Source organism: Acinetobacter sp. 802_lipA, assembly GCF_058242885.1.
Genome location: NZ_JBZAYP010000001.1, coordinates 2,310,151 through 2,329,482, shown reverse-complemented (window position 1 = coordinate 2,329,482; position 19,332 = coordinate 2,310,151). Strand labels below are relative to the sequence as shown.

At 43.9% G+C, this 19,332-nt stretch carries 19 protein-coding genes and 5 pseudogenes; 12 read left to right on the top strand and 12 right to left on the bottom strand.

Annotated features, from left to right (window positions below):
• Positions 1-2 precede the first annotated feature (2 nt).
• The 5 genes and pseudogenes from AC4CU3_RS11540 to AC4CU3_RS11520 form a co-directional block, all read right to left on the bottom strand.
• Positions 3-230 (bottom strand): annotated as a pseudogene (locus AC4CU3_RS11540) (transposase domain-containing protein); the annotation flags it as partial.
• A 104-nt stretch (positions 231-334) separates the two neighbouring features.
• On the bottom strand, positions 335-1,996 hold the full coding sequence (ltrA, locus tag AC4CU3_RS11535) for a group II intron reverse transcriptase/maturase (protein WP_005167203.1): 1,662 nt from the start codon (positions 1,994-1,996) through the stop codon (positions 335-337).
• A 576-nt stretch (positions 1,997-2,572) separates the two neighbouring features.
• Positions 2,573-3,952, bottom strand: a pseudogene (gene tnpC, locus AC4CU3_RS11530) (IS66 family transposase); the annotation flags it as partial.
• 74 nt (positions 3,953-4,026) lie between these two features.
• Entirely contained in the window at positions 4,027-4,362 is a 336-nt protein-coding gene (tnpB, locus tag AC4CU3_RS11525; protein ID WP_205667427.1) for an IS66 family insertion sequence element accessory protein TnpB, read from the bottom strand.
• Entirely contained in the window at positions 4,359-4,742 is a 384-nt protein-coding gene (locus tag AC4CU3_RS11520; RefSeq protein ID WP_058951668.1) for a transposase, read from the bottom strand. Before AC4CU3_RS11520 ends, tnpB begins: the two co-directional genes overlap by 4 nt.
• A gap of 84 nt (positions 4,743-4,826) precedes the next feature.
• On the opposite strand from AC4CU3_RS11520, the pseudogene AC4CU3_RS11515 reads away from it, so the two are divergent.
• Positions 4,827-5,201 (top strand): annotated as a pseudogene (locus AC4CU3_RS11515) (RNA-guided endonuclease InsQ/TnpB family protein); the annotation flags it as partial.
• 122 nt (positions 5,202-5,323) lie between these two features.
• Positions 5,324-6,601, top strand: a complete 1,278-nt coding sequence (locus AC4CU3_RS11510; protein ID WP_490738212.1) for a transposase — start codon at positions 5,324-5,326, stop codon at positions 6,599-6,601.
• A gap of 1 nt (position 6,602) precedes the next feature.
• On the opposite strand, the gene AC4CU3_RS11505 is transcribed toward AC4CU3_RS11510, so the two are convergent.
• From AC4CU3_RS11505 to AC4CU3_RS11495, 3 genes are all read right to left on the bottom strand, one after another.
• On the bottom strand, positions 6,603-6,992 hold the full coding sequence (locus tag AC4CU3_RS11505) for a cytochrome b562 (protein WP_178929041.1): 390 nt from the start codon (positions 6,990-6,992) through the stop codon (positions 6,603-6,605).
• 76 nt (positions 6,993-7,068) lie between these two features.
• Positions 7,069-8,343 carry a bifunctional phosphopantothenoylcysteine decarboxylase/phosphopantothenate--cysteine ligase CoaBC gene (gene coaBC / locus AC4CU3_RS11500; protein WP_178929040.1) on the bottom strand — a complete coding sequence of 425 codons (1,275 nt, stop codon included), beginning with the start codon at positions 8,341-8,343 and terminating at the stop codon, positions 7,069-7,071.
• Between the two features lie 122 nt (positions 8,344-8,465).
• Positions 8,466-9,556 (bottom strand): IS4-like element ISAba33 family transposase gene (locus AC4CU3_RS11495; protein WP_490738468.1). Its coding sequence is split into 2 segments (ribosomal slippage): positions 8,466-9,016 and positions 9,016-9,556, totalling 1,092 coding nucleotides; the frame shifts between segments, so codons are not numbered across the junction.
• An 86-nt stretch (positions 9,557-9,642) separates the two neighbouring features.
• Here AC4CU3_RS11495 and radC point away from each other — a divergent pair.
• Both radC and AC4CU3_RS11485 read left to right on the top strand, forming a co-directional pair.
• A complete protein-coding gene (gene radC, locus AC4CU3_RS11490; protein WP_279045057.1) occupies positions 9,643-10,335 on the top strand; it encodes a RadC family protein in 693 nt (230 codons plus the stop codon).
• A gap of 75 nt (positions 10,336-10,410) precedes the next feature.
• Positions 10,411-10,968 (top strand): annotated as a pseudogene (locus AC4CU3_RS11485) (bestrophin family protein); the annotation flags it as partial.
• Here AC4CU3_RS11485 and AC4CU3_RS11480 read toward each other — a convergent pair.
• Positions 10,969-11,832 (bottom strand): IS982 family transposase, encoded by an 864-nt coding sequence (locus AC4CU3_RS11480; RefSeq protein ID WP_004679438.1) that lies wholly within the window; start codon positions 11,830-11,832, stop codon positions 10,969-10,971.
• Between the two features lie 89 nt (positions 11,833-11,921).
• Between AC4CU3_RS11480 and AC4CU3_RS11475 the strand changes: the two are divergent.
• A pseudogene (locus AC4CU3_RS11475) lies at positions 11,922-12,308 on the top strand (bestrophin family protein); the annotation flags it as partial.
• 67 nt (positions 12,309-12,375) lie between these two features.
• On the opposite strand, the gene AC4CU3_RS11470 reads toward AC4CU3_RS11475, so the two are convergent.
• On the bottom strand, positions 12,376-13,227 hold the full coding sequence (locus tag AC4CU3_RS11470) for a PHP domain-containing protein (RefSeq protein ID WP_114837575.1): 852 nt from the start codon (positions 13,225-13,227) through the stop codon (positions 12,376-12,378).
• A 44-nt stretch (positions 13,228-13,271) separates the two neighbouring features.
• On the opposite strand from AC4CU3_RS11470, the gene AC4CU3_RS11465 reads away from it, so the two are divergent.
• From AC4CU3_RS11465 to mnmC, 4 genes are read left to right on the top strand one after another with little or no spacing between them, the layout of a single operon-like run.
• Entirely contained in the window at positions 13,272-13,886 is a 615-nt protein-coding gene (locus AC4CU3_RS11465) for a septation protein IspZ (RefSeq protein ID WP_058870322.1), read from the top strand.
• 29 nt (positions 13,887-13,915) lie between these two features.
• Positions 13,916-14,218, top strand: a complete 303-nt coding sequence (locus tag AC4CU3_RS11460) for a YciI family protein (protein ID WP_094148281.1) — start codon at positions 13,916-13,918, stop codon at positions 14,216-14,218.
• A 4-nt stretch (positions 14,219-14,222) separates the two neighbouring features.
• Positions 14,223-14,726, top strand: coding sequence for an SH3 domain-containing protein (locus tag AC4CU3_RS11455; RefSeq protein WP_148825464.1), 504 nt, complete (start codon positions 14,223-14,225; stop codon positions 14,724-14,726).
• A 30-nt stretch (positions 14,727-14,756) separates the two neighbouring features.
• A complete protein-coding gene (mnmC, locus tag AC4CU3_RS11450) occupies positions 14,757-16,670 on the top strand; it encodes a bifunctional tRNA (5-methylaminomethyl-2-thiouridine)(34)-methyltransferase MnmC2/FAD-dependent 5-carboxymethylaminomethyl-2-thiouridine(34) oxidoreductase MnmC1 (protein ID WP_490738210.1) in 1,914 nt (637 codons plus the stop codon).
• A gap of 99 nt (positions 16,671-16,769) precedes the next feature.
• On the opposite strand, the gene AC4CU3_RS11445 is transcribed toward mnmC, so the two are convergent.
• Positions 16,770-17,084 carry a rhodanese-like domain-containing protein gene (locus AC4CU3_RS11445; RefSeq protein WP_279045055.1) on the bottom strand — a complete coding sequence of 105 codons (315 nt, stop codon included), beginning with the start codon at positions 17,082-17,084 and terminating at the stop codon, positions 16,770-16,772.
• Between the two features lie 91 nt (positions 17,085-17,175).
• Here AC4CU3_RS11445 and AC4CU3_RS11440 point away from each other — a divergent pair, with 91 nt between their 5' ends.
• From AC4CU3_RS11440 to AC4CU3_RS11430, 3 genes are all read left to right on the top strand, one after another.
• On the top strand, positions 17,176-17,664 hold the full coding sequence (locus AC4CU3_RS11440; protein WP_004697619.1) for a YajQ family cyclic di-GMP-binding protein: 489 nt from the start codon (positions 17,176-17,178) through the stop codon (positions 17,662-17,664).
• A 28-nt stretch (positions 17,665-17,692) separates the two neighbouring features.
• Positions 17,693-18,193 carry a DUF4442 domain-containing protein gene (locus AC4CU3_RS11435; RefSeq protein WP_010327555.1) on the top strand — a complete coding sequence of 167 codons (501 nt, stop codon included), beginning with the start codon at positions 17,693-17,695 and terminating at the stop codon, positions 18,191-18,193.
• A 184-nt stretch (positions 18,194-18,377) separates the two neighbouring features.
• Positions 18,378-18,827, top strand: coding sequence for an ester cyclase (locus AC4CU3_RS11430; protein ID WP_279045054.1), 450 nt, complete (start codon positions 18,378-18,380; stop codon positions 18,825-18,827).
• Between the two features lie 75 nt (positions 18,828-18,902).
• On the opposite strand, the gene AC4CU3_RS11425 is transcribed toward AC4CU3_RS11430, so the two are convergent.
• Positions 18,903-19,325 carry an acyl-CoA thioesterase gene (locus AC4CU3_RS11425; RefSeq protein WP_004697616.1) on the bottom strand — a complete coding sequence of 141 codons (423 nt, stop codon included), beginning with the start codon at positions 19,323-19,325 and terminating at the stop codon, positions 18,903-18,905.
• Between the last annotated feature and the right edge of the window lie 7 nt (positions 19,326-19,332).

Genomic DNA, 19,332 nt, shown 5'->3' with positions numbered 1-19,332 from the left:
TTTTAATTTGAGTTGGATTTCCAGCGGTGTGGTAGCAATTCTTCTATTTGGGTCACTTTATGGGTCGGCAATCTTTTCAGCACATCACTTAAATAGGCATACGGATCCAGCCCATTCAGCTTTGCTGACTGGATTAAAGTCATGATGTTTGCCGCTCGCTGACCACTACGCAGCGAACCTGCAAATAACCAGTTCTTACGTCCCAACGCCCAAGGCCGCACCTGGTTGTCGGGTAGTCAGACGCAGTTACCTACGTCCAACCCCCTAAGAACCGTGCATGCGAGTTTCCCAGCACACGGCTCAAGCCTCTGCTAAGGCGCCATTCGGCACCCGGTTATACATCGTTGACATTGGCAAACTGAACACTCCTCGGACAATACAGATGGTAAATCTCAAGATTAGCAACTGCATCCGTTCCACCATGACTTAGCTTCACAATATGACGGCTGTGCCATGGTGTATCTTTGGTGACTGGTTTAAGACAGGCGCAGCAGCGACCACCTTGTTTTAGCCACACCCGATACAGCTTGGCTCGCCCCTTTGCGGAGACCAGCATTCTTTTACCCCATCGGGATTCGAAGTACTCATCCCATGCGGGGTCATGAGGGTTAGCAGCAGCCTTGATCTTGATATGTCGCACAATTGGCGTGTCCGAGGCAGACACTAATGTGTATTGTCGCTTCCGACCATCGGCGGACTGTTCATCACATGAGAACACCCATCGACGCGCTCCTTGTACTTTGAAATACCGATCTTTGACCCATCGGAGTGTCTTGCGAGGGTGGCGACGTACAGCCCATCGCCAGAGCATTTCCCACACTGCGTTGTCTACCTGGTTGAAAACCTTCTTGGCAACGACATGACTATGATAGTTGGCCCAACCCCTTAGAATCGGGTTGAGCAAACCGATCAAAGTGGCCTGTCGTGTCGCTTTGTTTGCATTGATTAATGCTCGCAGCTTGTCAAGATGAGCGCTGATGTTTGCCTTTGACGGCTTGATCAGTAGCTTGCCGTTGTACTTACGTACGTTCCAGCCAAGAAAATCGAACCCGTTCCCTATGTGCGTGATTTTGGTCTTTTCCTGAGAGAGCACGAGACCGCGCTGCGCCAGAAATTCAACCACGGCAGGACGAACTTCATTTTCGAGCCACTCTTTAGAATACCCCGTGATGATGAAATCATCCGCATACCGTACCAGTTGCAGCTTTTTGCCTGTCCATTTGGCGTTAGAGAACCTCTTCGCCAGCATCGTTTCCAGTCCGTCCAAGGTCATGTTGGCCAGCACCGGGGAGATAATACCTCCTTGCGGTGTTCCGGAAAGACTGGGAAACAGCTTGCTTTGGTAGACGTAACCGGCTTTGAGCCATTTCCGTAGAATCACCTTGTCCATTGGGAGGTTGGCGATCATCCAGTCATGGCTGATATTGTCGAAACAGCCTTGAATGTCACCCTCTAGCACCCACTCCGCACTTACTTTTCTTGACAGCACACCAAAGCACTGTGCTGCAGCATCCGCGGTTGAGCGTTGCGGTCTGAACCCATAAGAGTTCCGATCAGCGATGGTCTCCGCGATGGGTTCCAAAGCCAGCAGATGGAGCGCCTGCATGGCCCGGCATTTCATCGTGGGTATCCCGAGAGGTCTCATCTTGCCATTTTTCTTCGGAATAAGGACTCTCCGAAGCGGAAGGGGCGTGTAACCTCGCCTCTTCAACGACATCATCGCACCGGTCTTGGCCTTGGGTGTATTCCAAGTCACCTTGTCGACCCCAGCCGTGTTTTTGCCTTTGTTTTCAGACACTCGTTTGACGGCCAATGCTTTGCCACTAAACGAGTGAGTCAGCAGCCATTGCAAAGCTTTCGCCTTGTTATGCCTGCCGTCTTGTACCGCCTTCACAATACGCGCTTGCAGCCCTCTGACATGACGCTGTACAGCAATCCAATCGATGCTGTCCCACGATGTGCTGGAAGGTGCACACGCTGATACTGCTGCATTCATTTGCTCTCCCTCCATTAAAAGGGTTCTACACACTCTCTTGTGATGAGAGACCATAAGGACGTCAGCCCGCTTTCGCGTGGGGTAATGTTTCAACCTCTATCCAACCCATTACAGACTGGCATTCGCTTTTTCCTCGTTCCTTCGCCCGCATCACCATGGGCAGTTTTTGCAAACTGCTTTCCCAATGGGAGTAATACGGGATTTCCACGTTCCGCTTACTGAAGTACATCGGCTTAGGTGCCTGCTATCGACCGGGAGGCGTATGGGTCACGAATGCGTAGTCGAAAGACGCAATTCCCACCTCCATTACCGTTTTGGTTCGAGCGTATCAGCCATTTCCGCTCGTTCAACTTAACGATCGTTACGCAGATTCACATGTGTTCACCATACCGATTATCTAGCCCTTGTCCGGCTATGGCTGCCAGAAGGGTACGCCTCTCACGATTGATACCCCGCACCTTGCGGTGCCTCGTTACATTGTCGAAGGCGCTCTTTATTCAGCCTTCTAGATTCACCCGGTGACACGGGTGGTTCCCGCAGGGGGGAACAACTTCATTAAGCGACTTCGTGTCGCACTTCCACCCAATTATTGCAAATCGGTAGATTGCCATCATCCAGATAGCGGCTTAAAGCTGGCCAACGCTTCAGAGTGTAATTGATGGCCTTGGCGGTTGGAGAACTCGATGGCACCGTCAGTTGATGCTGGTTGAGCCATTCATACAGTTGTTGCATCACCGGTTGACTATGCTGTTGTCGGTATTCGCGGCGCTGTTCTGCTGTACCATCGGTCTTTCTCCTGAGTTCTGCTTCTATGGCATACAGTTTCTGAATCAGCACTAAGGCCTGTTCAGCGACCTGACTTTTCTTGGTCACATGCAGTTCATGGAATTTACGACGAGCATGCGCCATGCAGCCCACCTCAATGACTTGGCCTGATTTAAAGCGTGCTTTATAACCACTGTAATCATCACAGACCAGATGGCCCTGCCAGTCTTTCAGGAACGCTTCAGCATGCTGGCCTGAACGACTATCCTGAAAGTCATAAATCACGGCTTGAATTGGATTATATTGGGTTGTTGCATAGGCCCAGACATAACCTTTCTTCGGTTTTTTCTCATCATCACTCATCCGCATGATGGTGACCGGCGTTTCATCAGCATGGATCACCCGCTGTTGCAGCACCACCTCTTTTAAAGCATTGGCCAGAGGTTCCAGTTCTACACCGCAGCGACCTATCCAGTCAGATAAAGTTGATCTAGAAAGCTCGATTCCCGCCCGCTGATAGATCAGACGTTGACGGTACAGCGGTAAATGATCTGCGTATTTCGAGACCAACACATGGCTAAGCAGTTCAGGACTGGCAATACCTTTATCAATCACATAGGCGGGCATCGCTTGCTGAGTCAGGGTGTCACACTGATCACAGACCCATTTGCCACGCACATGCTGTTCCTTATAGAACTGTGCCGGTCTGAAATGTAGTTTTTCACTGATATCTTCGCCGATACGACGCAAGGTGCAGCCACAAGCACATTGGGTTGATGTTGGTTCATGCTCGATACGGATGGTGTGTAGATGATCGGGCAGCAGTCGACGTTTAGGTTTGTTGACTGTGGCTTTGTGTGTCGCTGCATCAGTTTTATCTGCATTCAGCCGTTCCAGTTCCAGATCAACAGCGGCAATATCTTCTTCGACCGCTTCATCCCACAGATGGATTTGTTTTGCGGTGAGATGTTCGTTTTTACTGCCAAATTTGTGCTGTTTAAATAGTGCGAGCTCATGCTCGTATTTTTGCGTGAGAATGGAAAGATGTTGAACTTTGGCATCCAATTGCTGGTTTGATTTTTCTAATTCTTGATTTGATTGTGCCAGAGACTGATGTTGCATTGCCAACTGTCTAGTAAATTCCAGCAGTTGTTCATGGGTCAGTTGGCTTAAATCAGGCAGTGTATTCATGACCGCAGTATGCCTGAGGTCATGAGAAGAATGAAATAGAACGTTTGGAGAATAGCAGAATGGACCAAGCTAGTTTAGAGCATTGTGACCAATTGCTGTCGTCCAATGCGCTGCCAAGGCAAACCCTGGATCAGTGCCTGTAACTGTTCTGGACTGAGTGCCAGGGTTTCACCCTGATGAACTTTAGCCCAGTGAAATTTGCCCTGTTCCAACCGCCGAGAACACAGCCAGATCCCCAGTCCATCATGTACCAGCACTTTCATGCGATGGCCACGTTTATTACAGAACAGGTAAGCACAATGCGGTTTAATGTAGCCAAAGGCTCTCACCACCTGAGCCATGGCCGTATCCATACCTGCACGCATGTCCATGGGCTGAGTAGACAACCAGATTTCATCGATACGGATCATGTTGTAAGTGCCTTGAGTAATTCTGCTAAAGCAGATATTTCTGATACTTGCCATTTCAAGCCAATTTCTGCTTTTGAGTGGGGTAAAGTAATTTGAACCGTTAACATGCCAGTAGAAATAGGATCTAATGGTGCGGAGCAAGATAAGGCAATAAATGCAGGTTTATTCGGTAGGGGTGAGCGATCATTCCCTGGCTTAGCATCAATTAAGCGAATCCATTTGGATACAAGATTTGTATTCAATCCATGTTGCAAAGCGACCGAAGCAATTGAAACCTCCGATGCTTTACACGCCTGAACGATCTGCTGTTTAAATTCAGCACTATATGTTCTTCGTATTATCGTAAGAGATGCGATGGATGTCTGATTATTTGTAGTCATAAATTTAAGTTCCCACTTGTTTTTAAGTGAGGACTAAATTAAGGCTTATAGGACGAATTCATAAGATGTGTTCAGCGGACGCTTACACATCAATTCAGTCATAAATTGGTGAATAAACATGCAGCCATCTTCGTTGGTAATGTGAATGCAAAGGCATTAGCACGGACTAAACTAGCGAAGTCTGTATTAGATGCAAGTTGGACAACACTTAGAACCATGCTCAAGTATAAATGCGAGAACGCAAGTGTATGGTATAAAGAAGTCAATGAAGCCTATACCACCCAAACTTGTTCGAGCTGTGGCTCCCGCTGTAGTAGTCCGAAAGGTAGAACGGGACTTGGAATAAGAGAATGGCAGTGCATGGAATGCGGTACATTCCATGATAGGGATATAAATTCCGCACTGAATATTCTTGCGCTCGGACATGAGCGTCTAGCAGTAGGAATCCCCGGCCTTTAGGTCATAGGTATCTACACAATTTCCGAGCTTTGCGTTAAATTGAAGAGCATGCTCTTCAATTTAACATCTCTGGTCTGGATCAGCGTCTTGTCAAACGTTATAACAGCCTTGTAAAACTCAATATGAATCCTCTTGCTTCACTTGCTCCCGCAATCAAAGACCTGGCCTCTACCCAAAAGTCGAGTTTCTCAACTACACAGGCTGTTTGGCGATTCCTGAATAATAATAAAATCTCTTTTAGTCAATTAAACCAGCCGATTAAGCTTCTTGCATGCGAACAGATCAAGACATCACCGCATCAGTATGCATTAATCGTTCATGACTGGTCTCAACTGCAGTATGTGAAGCACAGTCATAAGGTTCGGCGTCTTCAAAGAACAGAGGCGAATTCAGGCTATGAATTGCAAAGCAGTTTACTTGTCGATGCGTCATCAGGGCTCCCAATTGCGCCATTAGCTCAGACGCTAACAGATGCATCCGGCTGTTATTCCACATTCAGTGAACAATACAGCGAGCGCAAGTCCCATTTGGACTCACTCGCAGAACAAATCAAAACGATTGAACAGTATCCGATTGAGAAAACAAAAGTCCATATCATTGACCGTGAAGGAGACTCGATTGCCCACTTGAGGGAAATCAGCAGCCATGGTTTCAAATGGTTGATTCGGGCCAAAGAAAGCCATCGGATTGAGCATCAAGGGGAAACCTACAAAGTTGCAGAAGTCGCAGAAAAAGTAGTAACTCAGCAAGTTAAGCCGATTGCTTATAAAGGAAACAGGCATATGCTGCATGTTGGAGAAACCGATATTCGGATAACGCGTGCAGCAAAACCGAAGAGAAAAGATGATTTAGGCCAACGGGTTGCTCCCCAGCCAGGCAAGGCAGTTACAGCCAGATTAATTGTTGCTGTGGTGAAAGATGCTCAAGGTAAAACAGTCGCGAGATGGTCGCTGATCAGCAATGTTTCTTCAGAGATTGATGCGGTAGAATTAACCACCTGGTATTACTGGCGCTGGACAATTGAGTGCTATTTCAAGCTTCTGAAGCAGGCAGGCCATGACGTTGAATCATGGCTTCAGACCACACCTGCAGCGATTTTAAGACGGCTCCTGATCAGCAGTATGGTGTGTGTACTGACTTGGCGAATACAGCGTTCTGAAGATGAACAAAATCAGAAAATTCGTATATTTCTGGCCCGTCTTTCAGGCCGACAGCAGAAGAGAGGTAAGTTGGAAAGTGCACCTGCAATATTGGCAGGACTTTCGATTTTACTGAACACTCTTCAACTGCTCTCAGAATATTCAATAGATGAACTGAATGAAATCGCAACAATTGCATTAGGTACATCAAGATGTGTAGATACCTATGCCTTTAGGTCGCGGAGGATGTCAATGTACTGAATTATTTAAATGCTTTATGGCCTTGCTGCTTAATGGCCTCAAACTTGGCTGAACTTTGTTTAGCTTCCGCAAGTTTCCCTGCTTGTACCAAATGTTGAGCATGTTCAATTTCTTGGGTTAATGCATCAAACTTTTGTTCATATTGTTTCACTTTAACACTGTCTTTGGGTTGTTTCACCAAACTGTCAGGCTTGTTTTGCTTGGCAGTTGCCGCGGCTTTTTGCATTTCAGTTAATGCGGTATTCGCCTCTGTGGCAGTCTTGGCTTGAGTAAAAGCTTTTGAGTTTTTCGCCAAAGATTTCATCGCACCTTCTAGCACTTCCGACGCTTGTGCAAGTCCTGCCAAACATAAACCACTGCTCAACAGCACAACCTTTAATAATGTTTTCATTCTTATTCCTATGAGTTTGCAAAAAAATGCAGCCTAAGGCTGCATTGAATATCGCAAAAATTAAGACCGATGTAAATTAAAAATCATCATCACTTTCAAGGTCTCGATGTAAAGCATCATGAATCGCTTCAACCAACTGCAAAGCAATTTCTTGTTTCGACGCTTTTTCCAAATCGCGCTTTTCCATTTTATAGCTTTCTGCAAAAAAGACCGTCATCGCATTTTCATCAGAAGCAAAACCAATATCAGGACGTGACACATCATTACAGGCAATCATATCGAGCTTTTTCGCCACCAATTTACCTGCGGCATATTCCTCGACATTGCGTGTTTCTGCTGCAAAACCCACCATGAATGGGCGTTTATCTTGCTGTGCAATGGTCGCCACAATATCAGGGTTTTTGATTAAGGAAACATTGAGCTCGTCCCCTGCTTTCTTAATCTTATGCTCTGCAACTTCTGCGACACGATAATCAGCAACAGCGGCTGTCGCGATAAACACATCACAGCCTTCATCTAACATTTGCATGCTGGTATCCAGCATTTTCATGGCAGATGAAACATTGATTCGGCGTACACCGTTCGGTGTGTCTAAGCTGACAGGACCTGCAATTAAAGTCACTTTGGCTCCTGCCGCATAACATGCAGCAGCAATGGCAAAACCCATTTTTCCGGTACTGTGGTTGGAAATATAACGCACAGGATCAATCGCTTCACGCGTTGGCCCAGCAGTAATGGTGACTTTTTTACCCGCCAACATCCCAAATTTTTCAGCCATGGCACGCTGCGCTTTATGGAAGTATTCTGTCACTTGATGTGCCAAATCCTCAGGCTCAGGCATACGACCTAAACCGACATCACCACAAGCTTGCGCACCCGCATCTGGCATGATCACATGCACGCCATCTTCCACCAAAGTCGCTAAATTACGCTGCGTTGCTTTTGCTGCCCACATTTGTTGGTTCATGGCTGGTGCGACCCATACAGGGGCTTTGGTGGCTAAATATAAAGTAGAAAGCAGATCATCGGCTAAACCCACAGCAAACTTTGCAATGGTGTTGCAACTGGCAGGCGCAACCAAGAGTAAGTCTGCCCAACGTGCCAGCTCAATATGGCCCATGCCCGCTTCAGCTTCAGGGTCGAGAAGTTCTGTATGGACGGGGTTGCCCGACAAAGCTTGAAAAGTTAGCGGCGTAATAAAAGCCTGTGCACCTTCGGTCATCACCACACGGACTTGAAAACCCGCATCTTTTAAACGGCGAACCAAAATGGCACTTTTATAGGCAGCAATACCACCCGTAACAGCTAAAAGGATATTTTTATTTGGAATTACACTGAGATCAAAGCTCACGAACAGGCTACCTTTCTGTTGCAGTGGCGCTCACAATAGCATTAAATAGTCCCGTACCCAATCATCGATTGAGCCCTGTTTCTCAAATTAAGAATAAAAAAGTACTCTGTACACGACAAATTTCATATAGCCCTTGTCCTATCAGGCTTTTTCTTTCTTAAAATTTCGAGCACTTTCTTAAATTCCTCTTTTTTTCCAAAACCAATCAAACGTAGAATAGCCATTTGAACATAGTCCAAACCGTAGCGAAATAAACTTACTGAAAGTCGTCCATGCTTCTTTATTTTTATTGCTTTTTTTCGATCATGTTGCCATTCACCTGTTAAATAGCACCAACAGAAACCGATAGCTAGCACTGCTATCAATTTCTTGACTCGTCTAGGGTCTGTTAAACGAGTATTTTCAAGATTGAATCCACGTCCTTTGAGACAACTAAATAACGTTTCGATTTCCCAGCGTAATGCATAATCACGAATAGCAGAAGCATTAAACATAGGAGAAACAACAAGTAAAAGTTCTCCATCTTCTAATCGTAGCGCACTAATATACAGTTTCACTCGACCAACCCAAATACGTCGTTTACGACATTCAGTTTGACCAACTTGAAGATGACGAAATAAATCACTAATTTTATGATTCTTGGCTAAGTGATTGGTCACAATAAAGTTTTTTTAACACGTATACAGAAGTTAATGTCATTTTCAATTAACCATGTAAACCATTTCTCACCGATAAATTCTCTGTCTGCGAACACATTCACAATACGGTCTTTACCAAAAATAGAGATAAAGCGTTGAATCAAAGCAATACGCTCTTTTGTATCTGAATTTCCACGTTTATTGAGCAATGTCCAAACAATAGGTATGGCTATTCCACGATAGACGATGGCTAACATCAAGATATTGATATCTCGTTTTCCCCATTTCCAATTAGTTCTATCCAAAGTTAATTGGACTTTATCGAATGAAAATATATTGAAAATTAACTGAGAAATTTGACGATAATCGAAATACTGACCTGCAAAGAAGCGTTGTATACGTCGATAAAATGATTGTGGTAAGCACTTGATGGGTAAGGCTTTAGATGCAGAAGAAAGATTACATGTCTGTTTTACAATTAATGCAAGCATAATCAGTGTAAAACATTTTACATGTGACTTGTTCCACTTTAGATATTTGTTTAAGATGAGATATAGCTCATTGAAATGTGCCATCATATTCGTCGTCAGAAAACAAGTATTATGCCATTATTTTAATGAGTTATATTTTTTTTCGTGTACAAAGAAAAAAGTATAAAATAATGCACTTATCCATAAAAAAATGGCCTGAACAAGAACGGCCACGTGAACGCTTATTACAACAAGGGCCAGCCAGCCTCTCCGATGCAGAACTGTTGGCCATTTTCATCCGTTCGGGTTCAACGCAACATTCTGCGGTCGAATTGGCACGTCTTTTGTTGCAACATTTTGGTAGTCTGAATGCGGTTTTCGACGCTGAACTGCCCGAGCTCAGCCAATTTCACGGCATTGGCCCGACCAAGTATTCACAATTAATGGCCGTCAAAGAACTGGGGCGACGCTACAGTAGCCAGCAGCTCAAGCAACACAAGTTGGAGCTCAATCATTCAGCTCAACTGCTCAATTTTTTACAGTATGAGTTTTCAGGCGAAAACCAAGAGGTCTTTGCAGTGCTTTGCTTGGATGCACATTTAAGAAAAATAAACTTTAAAAAATTGTTCTTTGGTGCAGTCAATTCTTGTGAAATATCGATCAATCTATTGCTCCGTTACTGTATTGCTCAACACGCCACTTTCATGGTGATTGCCCATAACCATCCACTTGGGAAAGCTCATCCCTCCGCGGCGGACATCGAACTGACAGAGCGTATTCTTCAAGCCAGTCAGCTCGTGGATATTCAACTGATTGATCATTTCATCTTATCGCCCGAAGGTGCTTTTTCTTTTGCTGAACACGGCCTGATCCAATCCGTTTAAATATGCAGACAAATGATTGACAAATACCGCGACAAATATGAAGATCAAGCAAAATTTTAAAAGAATTCTAATCACATGATTGTGCGTGATCAGCCCAGTATTTTTAAGGTGCTTTTTTCATGGCGTGGCACCATTCTTCCCAAAGTTTTACCCCCTTTGGGTGTGGTCATGTTGGTCTCTGCCATTATTGGCATTTTGTCCTATGTCGGCTATTTCCACTTCCCTGAACTGCCCTTGGTCGGCTTCACCCTCATTGGGGTGGTACTTTCTATTTTCCTCGGCTTTAAAAATAGTGCCTGCTATGACCGTTGGTGGGAAGCGCGGAAGTTATGGGGCATTTTAATTGCCAACTCGCGTCACTTTGACCGTGACTGTCGTATCTTAACCCAAGGTCGTCGTGAACGTGTAATTCAACATGTCATTGTATTTGCCAATGTCTTACGCGACCGTTTACGCCATCAAACGGCCAATCCAACAGAACTGGTAGAAACCAGTGGCTTAAGTCAAAATGCACTGACTCAGCTGTATCAACAAGCCAATGCCCCGCAGTATACGCTCAGTCTGATTCAGTGGGAGTTGATGCAGGCATTAAAAGAAGGTGAAATTAGTGAACCTGAGTTCGATGAAATCCACTTAACCTTTTAGCATATTTTGGAAAGTTGGCTTATTGGGGTTCAAACAATAAGCCACTACAGCAGCCATGATATTCACCATGAAGTTATTTACCGAACGATGACGTGAATGTTCAAGTTGATGTAAATTTTTTAATTGATCATTCACTGTTTCGATCAATCCTCTTCTGCAAAGTAATTGTTTTTCTTCTTCAGTTTGGATGGGTTTATTTTTCATATTCCGACGTGATGGGGTCAATATTTTCAGTCCTCTTGCTGCTAAAGCTTCGGCTTTTGCTTTGCTCAAATAGCCTTTGTCTCCGAGTAGGATCCCTTTTAATTCTTGAGTTAAAGATTCTAATATAGCAACATCATGAACATTTCCCGATGTCAGCTTGAGATTAATAATTTCACCTAAATTATTGATAACGAGATGTAATTTAAAACCATAAAACCAACCCGTACTACTTTTTCCACGACCGGCCAAGCCTTTAAATACACGATGCCTTTTAATCCGAAGATTATGGCAAACTACCAATTTAGTGGAGTCAATGATACTGATTCCCGTATCTTTTCCTTTCACCTGATGGAAGAAACTACTCAGAGCTTGCAAACAACGGGGCATGATTTCAATAAATCGGTTGTAGCTAAGCAGTTTAGGAAAAGCAGATTTCCAGAATGGAACGATCATTTGGCAATAAAAATATTTGAAGAATCTAAAACCGGATTGATGAAATAAAATGACAATGGTCATTGCTTCAGACAAGCTTAAAGCTGACTTTTTCAACCTGGTTTTTTGATTAGAAATTAAAGCTTTCTCTAAAGATTCATTAAATTTTTTGCAGAAATCATCCAAAATACAAAATAATTCGGTAATATGATCCATTGAGAAGCCTTGTTTTATAACATTTTGTCTTGAGAACCAATATGTTACAAAAACAGGGCTTTTTTTCTACTCTTTTTTTATATCGAACTCAGGTTAGTGATATTGTCTATGCGCAGCTGAATCAGCACGTTGCTGACTTGAGTGTAGTGCAAACCGGTTGTGACCGTATTGCGACAACACCACTACCTTTTGCCTACTCGGTATTACTCAATCGTACAGTGTATTTTTTCTGTCTCATTTTACCGTTTAGCTTGGGTTCAACCTTGGGTATTTTCACCCCACTATTGGTTGGTGTATTGGCCTATACTTTCTTAGGACTCGATGCTTTGAGTTCGGAAATTGAAGAGCCTTTCGGAACGCAAAGTAATGACTTGCCGCTGGACTCGATGGTGCGTACCATCGAAATTGAACTGCTTGGGACTTTAGGTAAACCGACCCCACCACCCATTCAAGCACAAGACAATAATCTACTCTAATCGAACTCACGCTGACCTTCTCTTAGGCTAGATAGCTCTTGGAGAAGGTGGGAATGGTCAAAAATCTTTAGACAAAACTTTCCCAAATTCCCACTTGCCCGTCTTTAACTCTGGGAATATTGCCCAACTTAATCCACGGCATATTGTCACCATGAAAGTCACTCCCGACCGATACTTTTAAACCATGCTCGGCAATCATCCGGTCCACCATTTGACGGGTAGATGTTGGTTCAACATTGGGCGGCAATTCAACCGCATCCCCACCAAACTGCGCAAATATTTCAATCAGATAACGAATGTTCGTAGCAGATAAGTCATACCGTGTCGGATGCGCCAATACGGCAAAACCACCACTGGCATGAATCACTTGAATGGTTTCTTCTAAGCCCAGCCCATCAAATTTCACGTAGGCTTTCTTACCTTCCTTAATATATTTATCAAACGCTTGTTGCGCACGACTCACATACTTTTTTTCAACCAAAGTCTTGGCAATATGCGTTCGAGTCACACGGTCAGGCATCTGTTCAACTTTCGCTAAAACATCGAGATAAATATCTTCACCAATCAATGGAATCAACAAATCACAGATTTGCTTAGCACGTCGCGCACGGATTTGTTTTTGCTGTTCAAGGCATTTTTGCAGTGGTTCTAAGTCTTGCATATTCAATGCAACCACATGCACACCATAGTTTTTCTGGGTTGAGGGTCTCGACCACTGGCTCGAAATTTCTACACCCGAAATAATACGCATCGCATGCGACTTTGCAGCCAACTCTGCCAGCGCAAGACCATCCATGGTGTCATGGTCTGTCAAAGCCAAGGTGTGGATGCCTTTTTCCGCGGCAGCATCAACCAATTGCTTCGGTGTGAAAGTACCATCAGAAATATTGCTGTGAGTATGTAAATCTACGCCTTCCATCACTTATACTAGCTATTTATTTGAACAGATTTAGATACTCTAACATGAAAGCACTTTTAGACTTTGTGCCGCTGATAATTTTCTTTTATTTATATAAAACTGTAGACCCTAAAAATACTGATCACCCATTGCTCCAATTGATTGGTTCTGCTGGGGGTGTCGATAATAATAATATTCTTGTAGCGACCACAGGTTTGATTATTTCGATGCTGGTGGTTTACGGCGCACTGTTCTTCATGCAAAAGTTCCGTTTAGACAAACAACAATGGATTGTGTTGTTTATGACGGTTATTTTCGGCGGTGTCACCTTAATGCTGTCGGATGACTTTTACATCAAACTCAAAGCAGCCTTACTGAACATTATTTTCTCAGGTGCTTTCTTACTTTCTCCTTATTTTGGCAAAGAACGTAAACCGCTGATCAAACGCTTGTTCGGCCCAATCTTCAATTTAACCGACGCAGGTTGGATAAATTTAAACTTTGCATGGGCTGCTATGTTTGCCCTCATGTCTTTTTTACACGTATTTTTCGCATTTTTATTTATGGACGGAAAATATTGGGGAGAATTCACAGCTTTTGGTGACATGATCGTGATGTTTTCCTTTATCATTATTCAGTTTATTGTATTGCGTAAATACTTTAAATCTTCTGAAGAGTAATTTAGCCAGAACATACATCGAGAACTCTTATGCCGCTATTCGTCGTCACATGTACCGATCAAGAAGGTACAGTCGAAAAACGTCTTGCTACACGTCCAGAACATCTTGCTCGTTTACAAAAGCTCAATGATGAAGGTCGTTTAATTGTTGCAGGAGCGATGCCGAAAGATCCAAGCAATCCGCAAGCAGGTTTTTACGGTAGTACAATCATTGTTGACTTTGAATCACGTGAAGCACTCGATGTCTGGTTACAGGAAGAGCCATTCTTAAAAGCAGGGGTTTATCGTCAGATTGATGTTAAACCATTTAATAAAGCATTCCCTCAAGGATAAGGTCATGCGCGTTGTTGTCACAAGCTTATTGGGCTTATCTCTTCTTTCTTCTATGGCGTGGGCCGTTGAAACTGCTCCTGCCCCGAGTGTAGCCTCTGCTGTACCAGCAACGACTGCCGCACCTGTTCAAGTGCAAGGTAGTACAACTCAACCGAAAATCATTCCTGCGGTGGCCACAGTTAGCCCAACAGGTCAACCGCAAGAAGCCAAACCACTCACCGCTGAACAACTGGCTAAGAACAAAGCATTGCAAGATGCCAAGGTCAAAGCATTAGTCAAAGACCAAGCTTCACGTCTTGCACAATTGGAAAAAGCCAATCTCGATGCTTTGGCGCAAAACCAAGAGCTACAACTTAAAAATGATAGCCTCGGTGTACAAGTTCAAGTCTTACAAAGCGAACGCAGTGCGCAAATGTTCCTCTACGGCGCAGCAACCATCGCTGTTGGTGTATTACTGGGCTTCTTAATTGCCAGTTACGTTTATACCAAACGTCGTCGTCAGTGGTAAGCTAAGCCCTATTGAAAACAATAGGGTGCTGTGGTTGTGTCGCGTGCAATTCAAACTGCCGATTTAGAATGGCAACAGATTGATGGCATAGATGTGCCAGTCTCAAAACAATTTGGCGATGTCTATTTTTCCAAGGACAATGGTCTACTCGAAACTCGCCATGTGTTTTTAAATGGTAATGATTTATCTGAGCGTCTGTCCAATCTTCAGCCCTTTGAATATTTTAGTGTTGGTGAAACAGGTTTTGGCACAGGGCTCAACATCTTGGCGCTTTGGCAACTTTGGCAACAGGTTCGCCCAAATAACCACAGCCACCTTCATGCCATTTCAGTTGAAAAATTTCCGCTGTCTAAAACTGATCTGATACGTGCACTCAATGTCTGGCCTGAACTCAAACCGATCGCCGATCAACTGATCGCACAGTACCCGCACCCGATTGCAGGTTGTCATCGCCTGAGCTTCCCTGAGGAACGTTTCAGCCTTGACCTTTGGTTAGGCGATGCTCACGATGTTTTCCCCAGTATGGCAAAAACCAGTCGCGTTAACGCATGGTTCCTCGATGGTTTCGCGCCTGCCTGTAACCCAGACATATGGGAAGAGCAAGTACTGAATCACATCGTTCGCCTATCTGGTATTGGAACTACATTTTCTTCATTTAGTGTCGCAGGCGTGCTCAAACGTGGTTTAACACAGCATGGTATTTCTATTTCACGTCCGCGTGGCTATAAGCATAAACGCGAAATGCTCAAAGCCATCTGGTTAGCTGCTGAGCCTGAAAACACATCAGACGCTGTAGATACCCAATCAGTATTGAATCAAAATCAACCTGATCAAGTACTACACGCTTTTAAACAACGCCAAATTGCTATCATTGGCGCAGGGATTGCAGGTTTAAGTAGTGCATGGGCCTTTGCTGAGCGCGGGCATGAAGTCACGCTCTACGACCAATCTGAGCCACTTGCAGGAGGTTCAGGCAATCCACTGGCCTTACTCAACCCCAAACTTTGTCCGATTGAACAAAGTCATGAACATTTAATGACCTTGGCTTGGCAACATGCTTTACAGCACTATCCCAAGTTTCAGGCTTTTCGCCCCATTCAAGTACATCAACTGGCGCTGAAAAAAGCCGAAGACTTACTCGATCTCGAACAACAATACCCTACGGGTCTTCTGATAGCCGAAACCGCTACTGATTCTGCGTTAATCACTGAATATCCCAGTCTGAATCTAACTGAAGCTGGCGCTGTCTCACCACATCAACTCAGAGATCAAATCTTAGCGCATCCGCTGATTCAGTTCGTACAAGCCAACATTACTCAAATCCATCCAGAGCACAATGAACTTTTCAATGAACAAGCCCAATCTTTAGGTCAGTTTGATCACGTGATTGTCTGTTGTGCACGCCACACGGCTGCTTTCTTTGAGCAGTACCCTGTGCTGAAGCCCATTCGCGGACAAGTCAGTTGGGTGGAGAACACCGCACAACCTTTAACCCTCAATCAAGCTTATAGCTATGGCGGCTATTGTATGCAGCTGGACGCTCAACAACTCATCTTAGGTGCATCCTTCTATCCAAATCGAGATGACAGCGATGTTTTGCTTGAAGACCATGTGCATAACTACCAGCTTATCCACAGTGTCTTTCCACATTATGCACAATCGCTTCCAGATGTGGCGACTTGGCAAGGCCGTGCATCCGTTCGCGCGCAAAGTTTGGACTATTTTCCAGTCCTTGGAAAAATGTCTGAACAGACTGAAATTTATAGCTTTGCTGGCTTGGGTTCTAAAGGCTTTTTGTTTGCACCTTTATGTAGTGAAATTTTAGTGGCGCAGATACTGAAAGAAGCCTGCCCCGTTCCTGAGTCACTGCTACAAAAGTTTAGTCCGACCCGATTCCAGAAAAAGCTCAAAACCAAAAAGCCTTATTTTAAAGCGCAGTCTTAGTTCTGCTTATGACTCAAGAGCAGCGAATGGCGTTATAGAGAAAAAATCACATTTCCAAGACATTAAAAAAGCGCCTTACGGCGCTTTTTTTGCTTCTGCTTAATTACTTTGTTCTAAGGTTAAACCAGCATCACGAGCAGCACGGGTACCACCCATTAAAATCACATACTCACGCGCACTGTCAAAACCTTCGAGTAACTCTGCAGCACGTGGCGCTTTACTACCGCCACCACATAAAATGTAAATCGGTTGATCCGTCGACACTTGAGTAAGGCTTTGTGCTGAAAGTTCTGTGATTGGCTGATTAATCGCCCCTTTCACGTGTGCTTCAGCATAAGCACTTGAATCGCGTACATCCCAGATGATCGCATCCTCTGGGAACTCAAATGTTGTAATTTCTTGTTTACGGATCATTGCGCACTCCTTTGATGTAAACAACACTTGGCAAATGAAGAAAACATCCCTAGCATCTCAGATATTCTTTCCATTTGTAAAGGTTTAATCCATGCCATCTTTTGATATTGTTTCAGAATTAGAAATTTTTGAAGTAAATCATGCCGTTCAGAACACCCAAAAGGAAATCGCAACTCGTTTCGACTTCCGTGGTCAGGACGTTTCAATTGAACTCAATGAAAAAAACAAAGAAATCAAAATCTCAACTGAAAGTGATTTCCAGTGTGAACAAGTGTATACCATGTTAGAGAACCATTTCTTTAAGCGTAAAGTCGATATTCAAGCGCTTGATCCACAAAAAATGACTGCTTCAGGTAAAAATGTACTTCAAGTGGTGAAATTAAAAGACGGACTTGACTCAGATACCGCAAAAAAAATTAACAAGGCCATTAAAGAAAGCGGCATTAAAGTGCAATCTTCAATTCAAGGCGACAAAATTCGTGTGACTGATAAAAAGCGCGATACATTACAGCAAGTAATGACCTTTTTAAAAGAACAACAATTTGGTCTGCCTTTACAATTCAATAACTTTAAAGACTAATACTCTTGTTTGATCATTTGAGGTAACTATGCCAAAGGCCAATCGCTTATCAAAACTTGTAAAAACCACGTCACGCTTGCCGAAAGCATTGCGTACGCGATTATGGAGTCAAGCTTTTGGTCGCATAGTTCCCATGGTCGGCAGTGCCAATATTCGTTATTTGCAAGTCAGTCACAGCGAAGTCGTAGTCAAAATCGAAAATCACCGTGCCATGCAAAACCATATTGGTCAACTGCATGCCTGTGCCATGGCCTTAATTGCTGAAACGGCAACGGGTTTTGTAACAGGAATGAATGTACCTGATCATTGCATCGTTCTGATTAAAAGCATGCACGTTGACTTTAAACGTCCGAGTAAAGGTGCCATGACAGCGACAGCCACCTTAACACCAGAACAACAGCAGCTGATGCAAACCACCGCTAAAGGTGAAACTTTAGTTTCTGTGACAGTAATGGATGAATCGGGTGAAGCACCCGTTCAATGTGAAATGTTATGGGCGTGGCTCGACAAAGCATCATTAAAAAAGTAAAAATGTAAATATAACTTACTGTTTGGTAAGTATAAAATTTACAACAATACGCTAAAGCTGCGACTAAAATTTACTATATCTTTACTTCGACTCGGCTCAAAATCATGCTACATAACATGAATATTTGAGCTGACTTGATGAAAAAAGACTAATTTTAGCGACTGCCTTATTTTCTTTAGGGCTGGTGGCCTGCCAACAGCACAATCCCGCCAACACATCGGTTTCAACAACGCCGAGTCACCATTCTACCTCTGCCCTGACCGAACAGAATAAAAAAATTGTGGTGGACTTTTATGAAGGCGTTTTTAGCAAGCATCAGGTTCAAACCTATTCTGACCGCTATATTGGTATACAATACATTCAACATAATCCCTATGTTGCAGACGGCAAAGCACCTTTTGTAAACTACTTCACCCAGTACTTTAAAGAACATCCTGATGCAAAAAACACCATCAAGCGTGTCGTAGCCGAAGGTGATTTGGTGGTGCTCCATGTACATTCCACTCAAAATGCACAAGATCGTGGTGAGGCCGTTGTTGATATTTTCCGCGTCGAACAAGGCAAAATTGTAGAACATTGGGATGTGGTACAAAGCATTCCCGCGGAGTCCGCCAACCGCAATACTATGTTTTAATCCATCGGACTGCATGGAATAGCAATAAAAAAAGCCAGTGATTACACTGGCTTTTTTTGCAGACCAACTCAAGCTTTAGTTGGATTGGCTTGCAAGGAATTTTTCTTTAACATCCGCTGGAATTTGACGTTTATTGCCTTTGACATCAACCGCAACAAAGGTAAACACGCCTTCAGTCACACGTACAGGCGGACGTGAACTGTCATGGCTATCCCACACTTCAATTTCCATCTGAATAGATGTATTGCCCACTTTTAACAGTTTGGTATAACAACTGATGACATCGCCAACTTTCACTGGAACTAAGAACGTCATCTGATTAATTGAAATCGTTGCACAGCGTCCCTTACTAAAGCGCTCTGCGTGAATTGCACCCGCCAAATCCATTTGTGACACAATCCAACCACCAAAAACATCTCCACTCCAGTTGGTATCGGCTGGCATTGCAATTGTCTGAAGAGACAACATCCCTTCTGGTTTCACATGAATCTCTGACACGTTGACT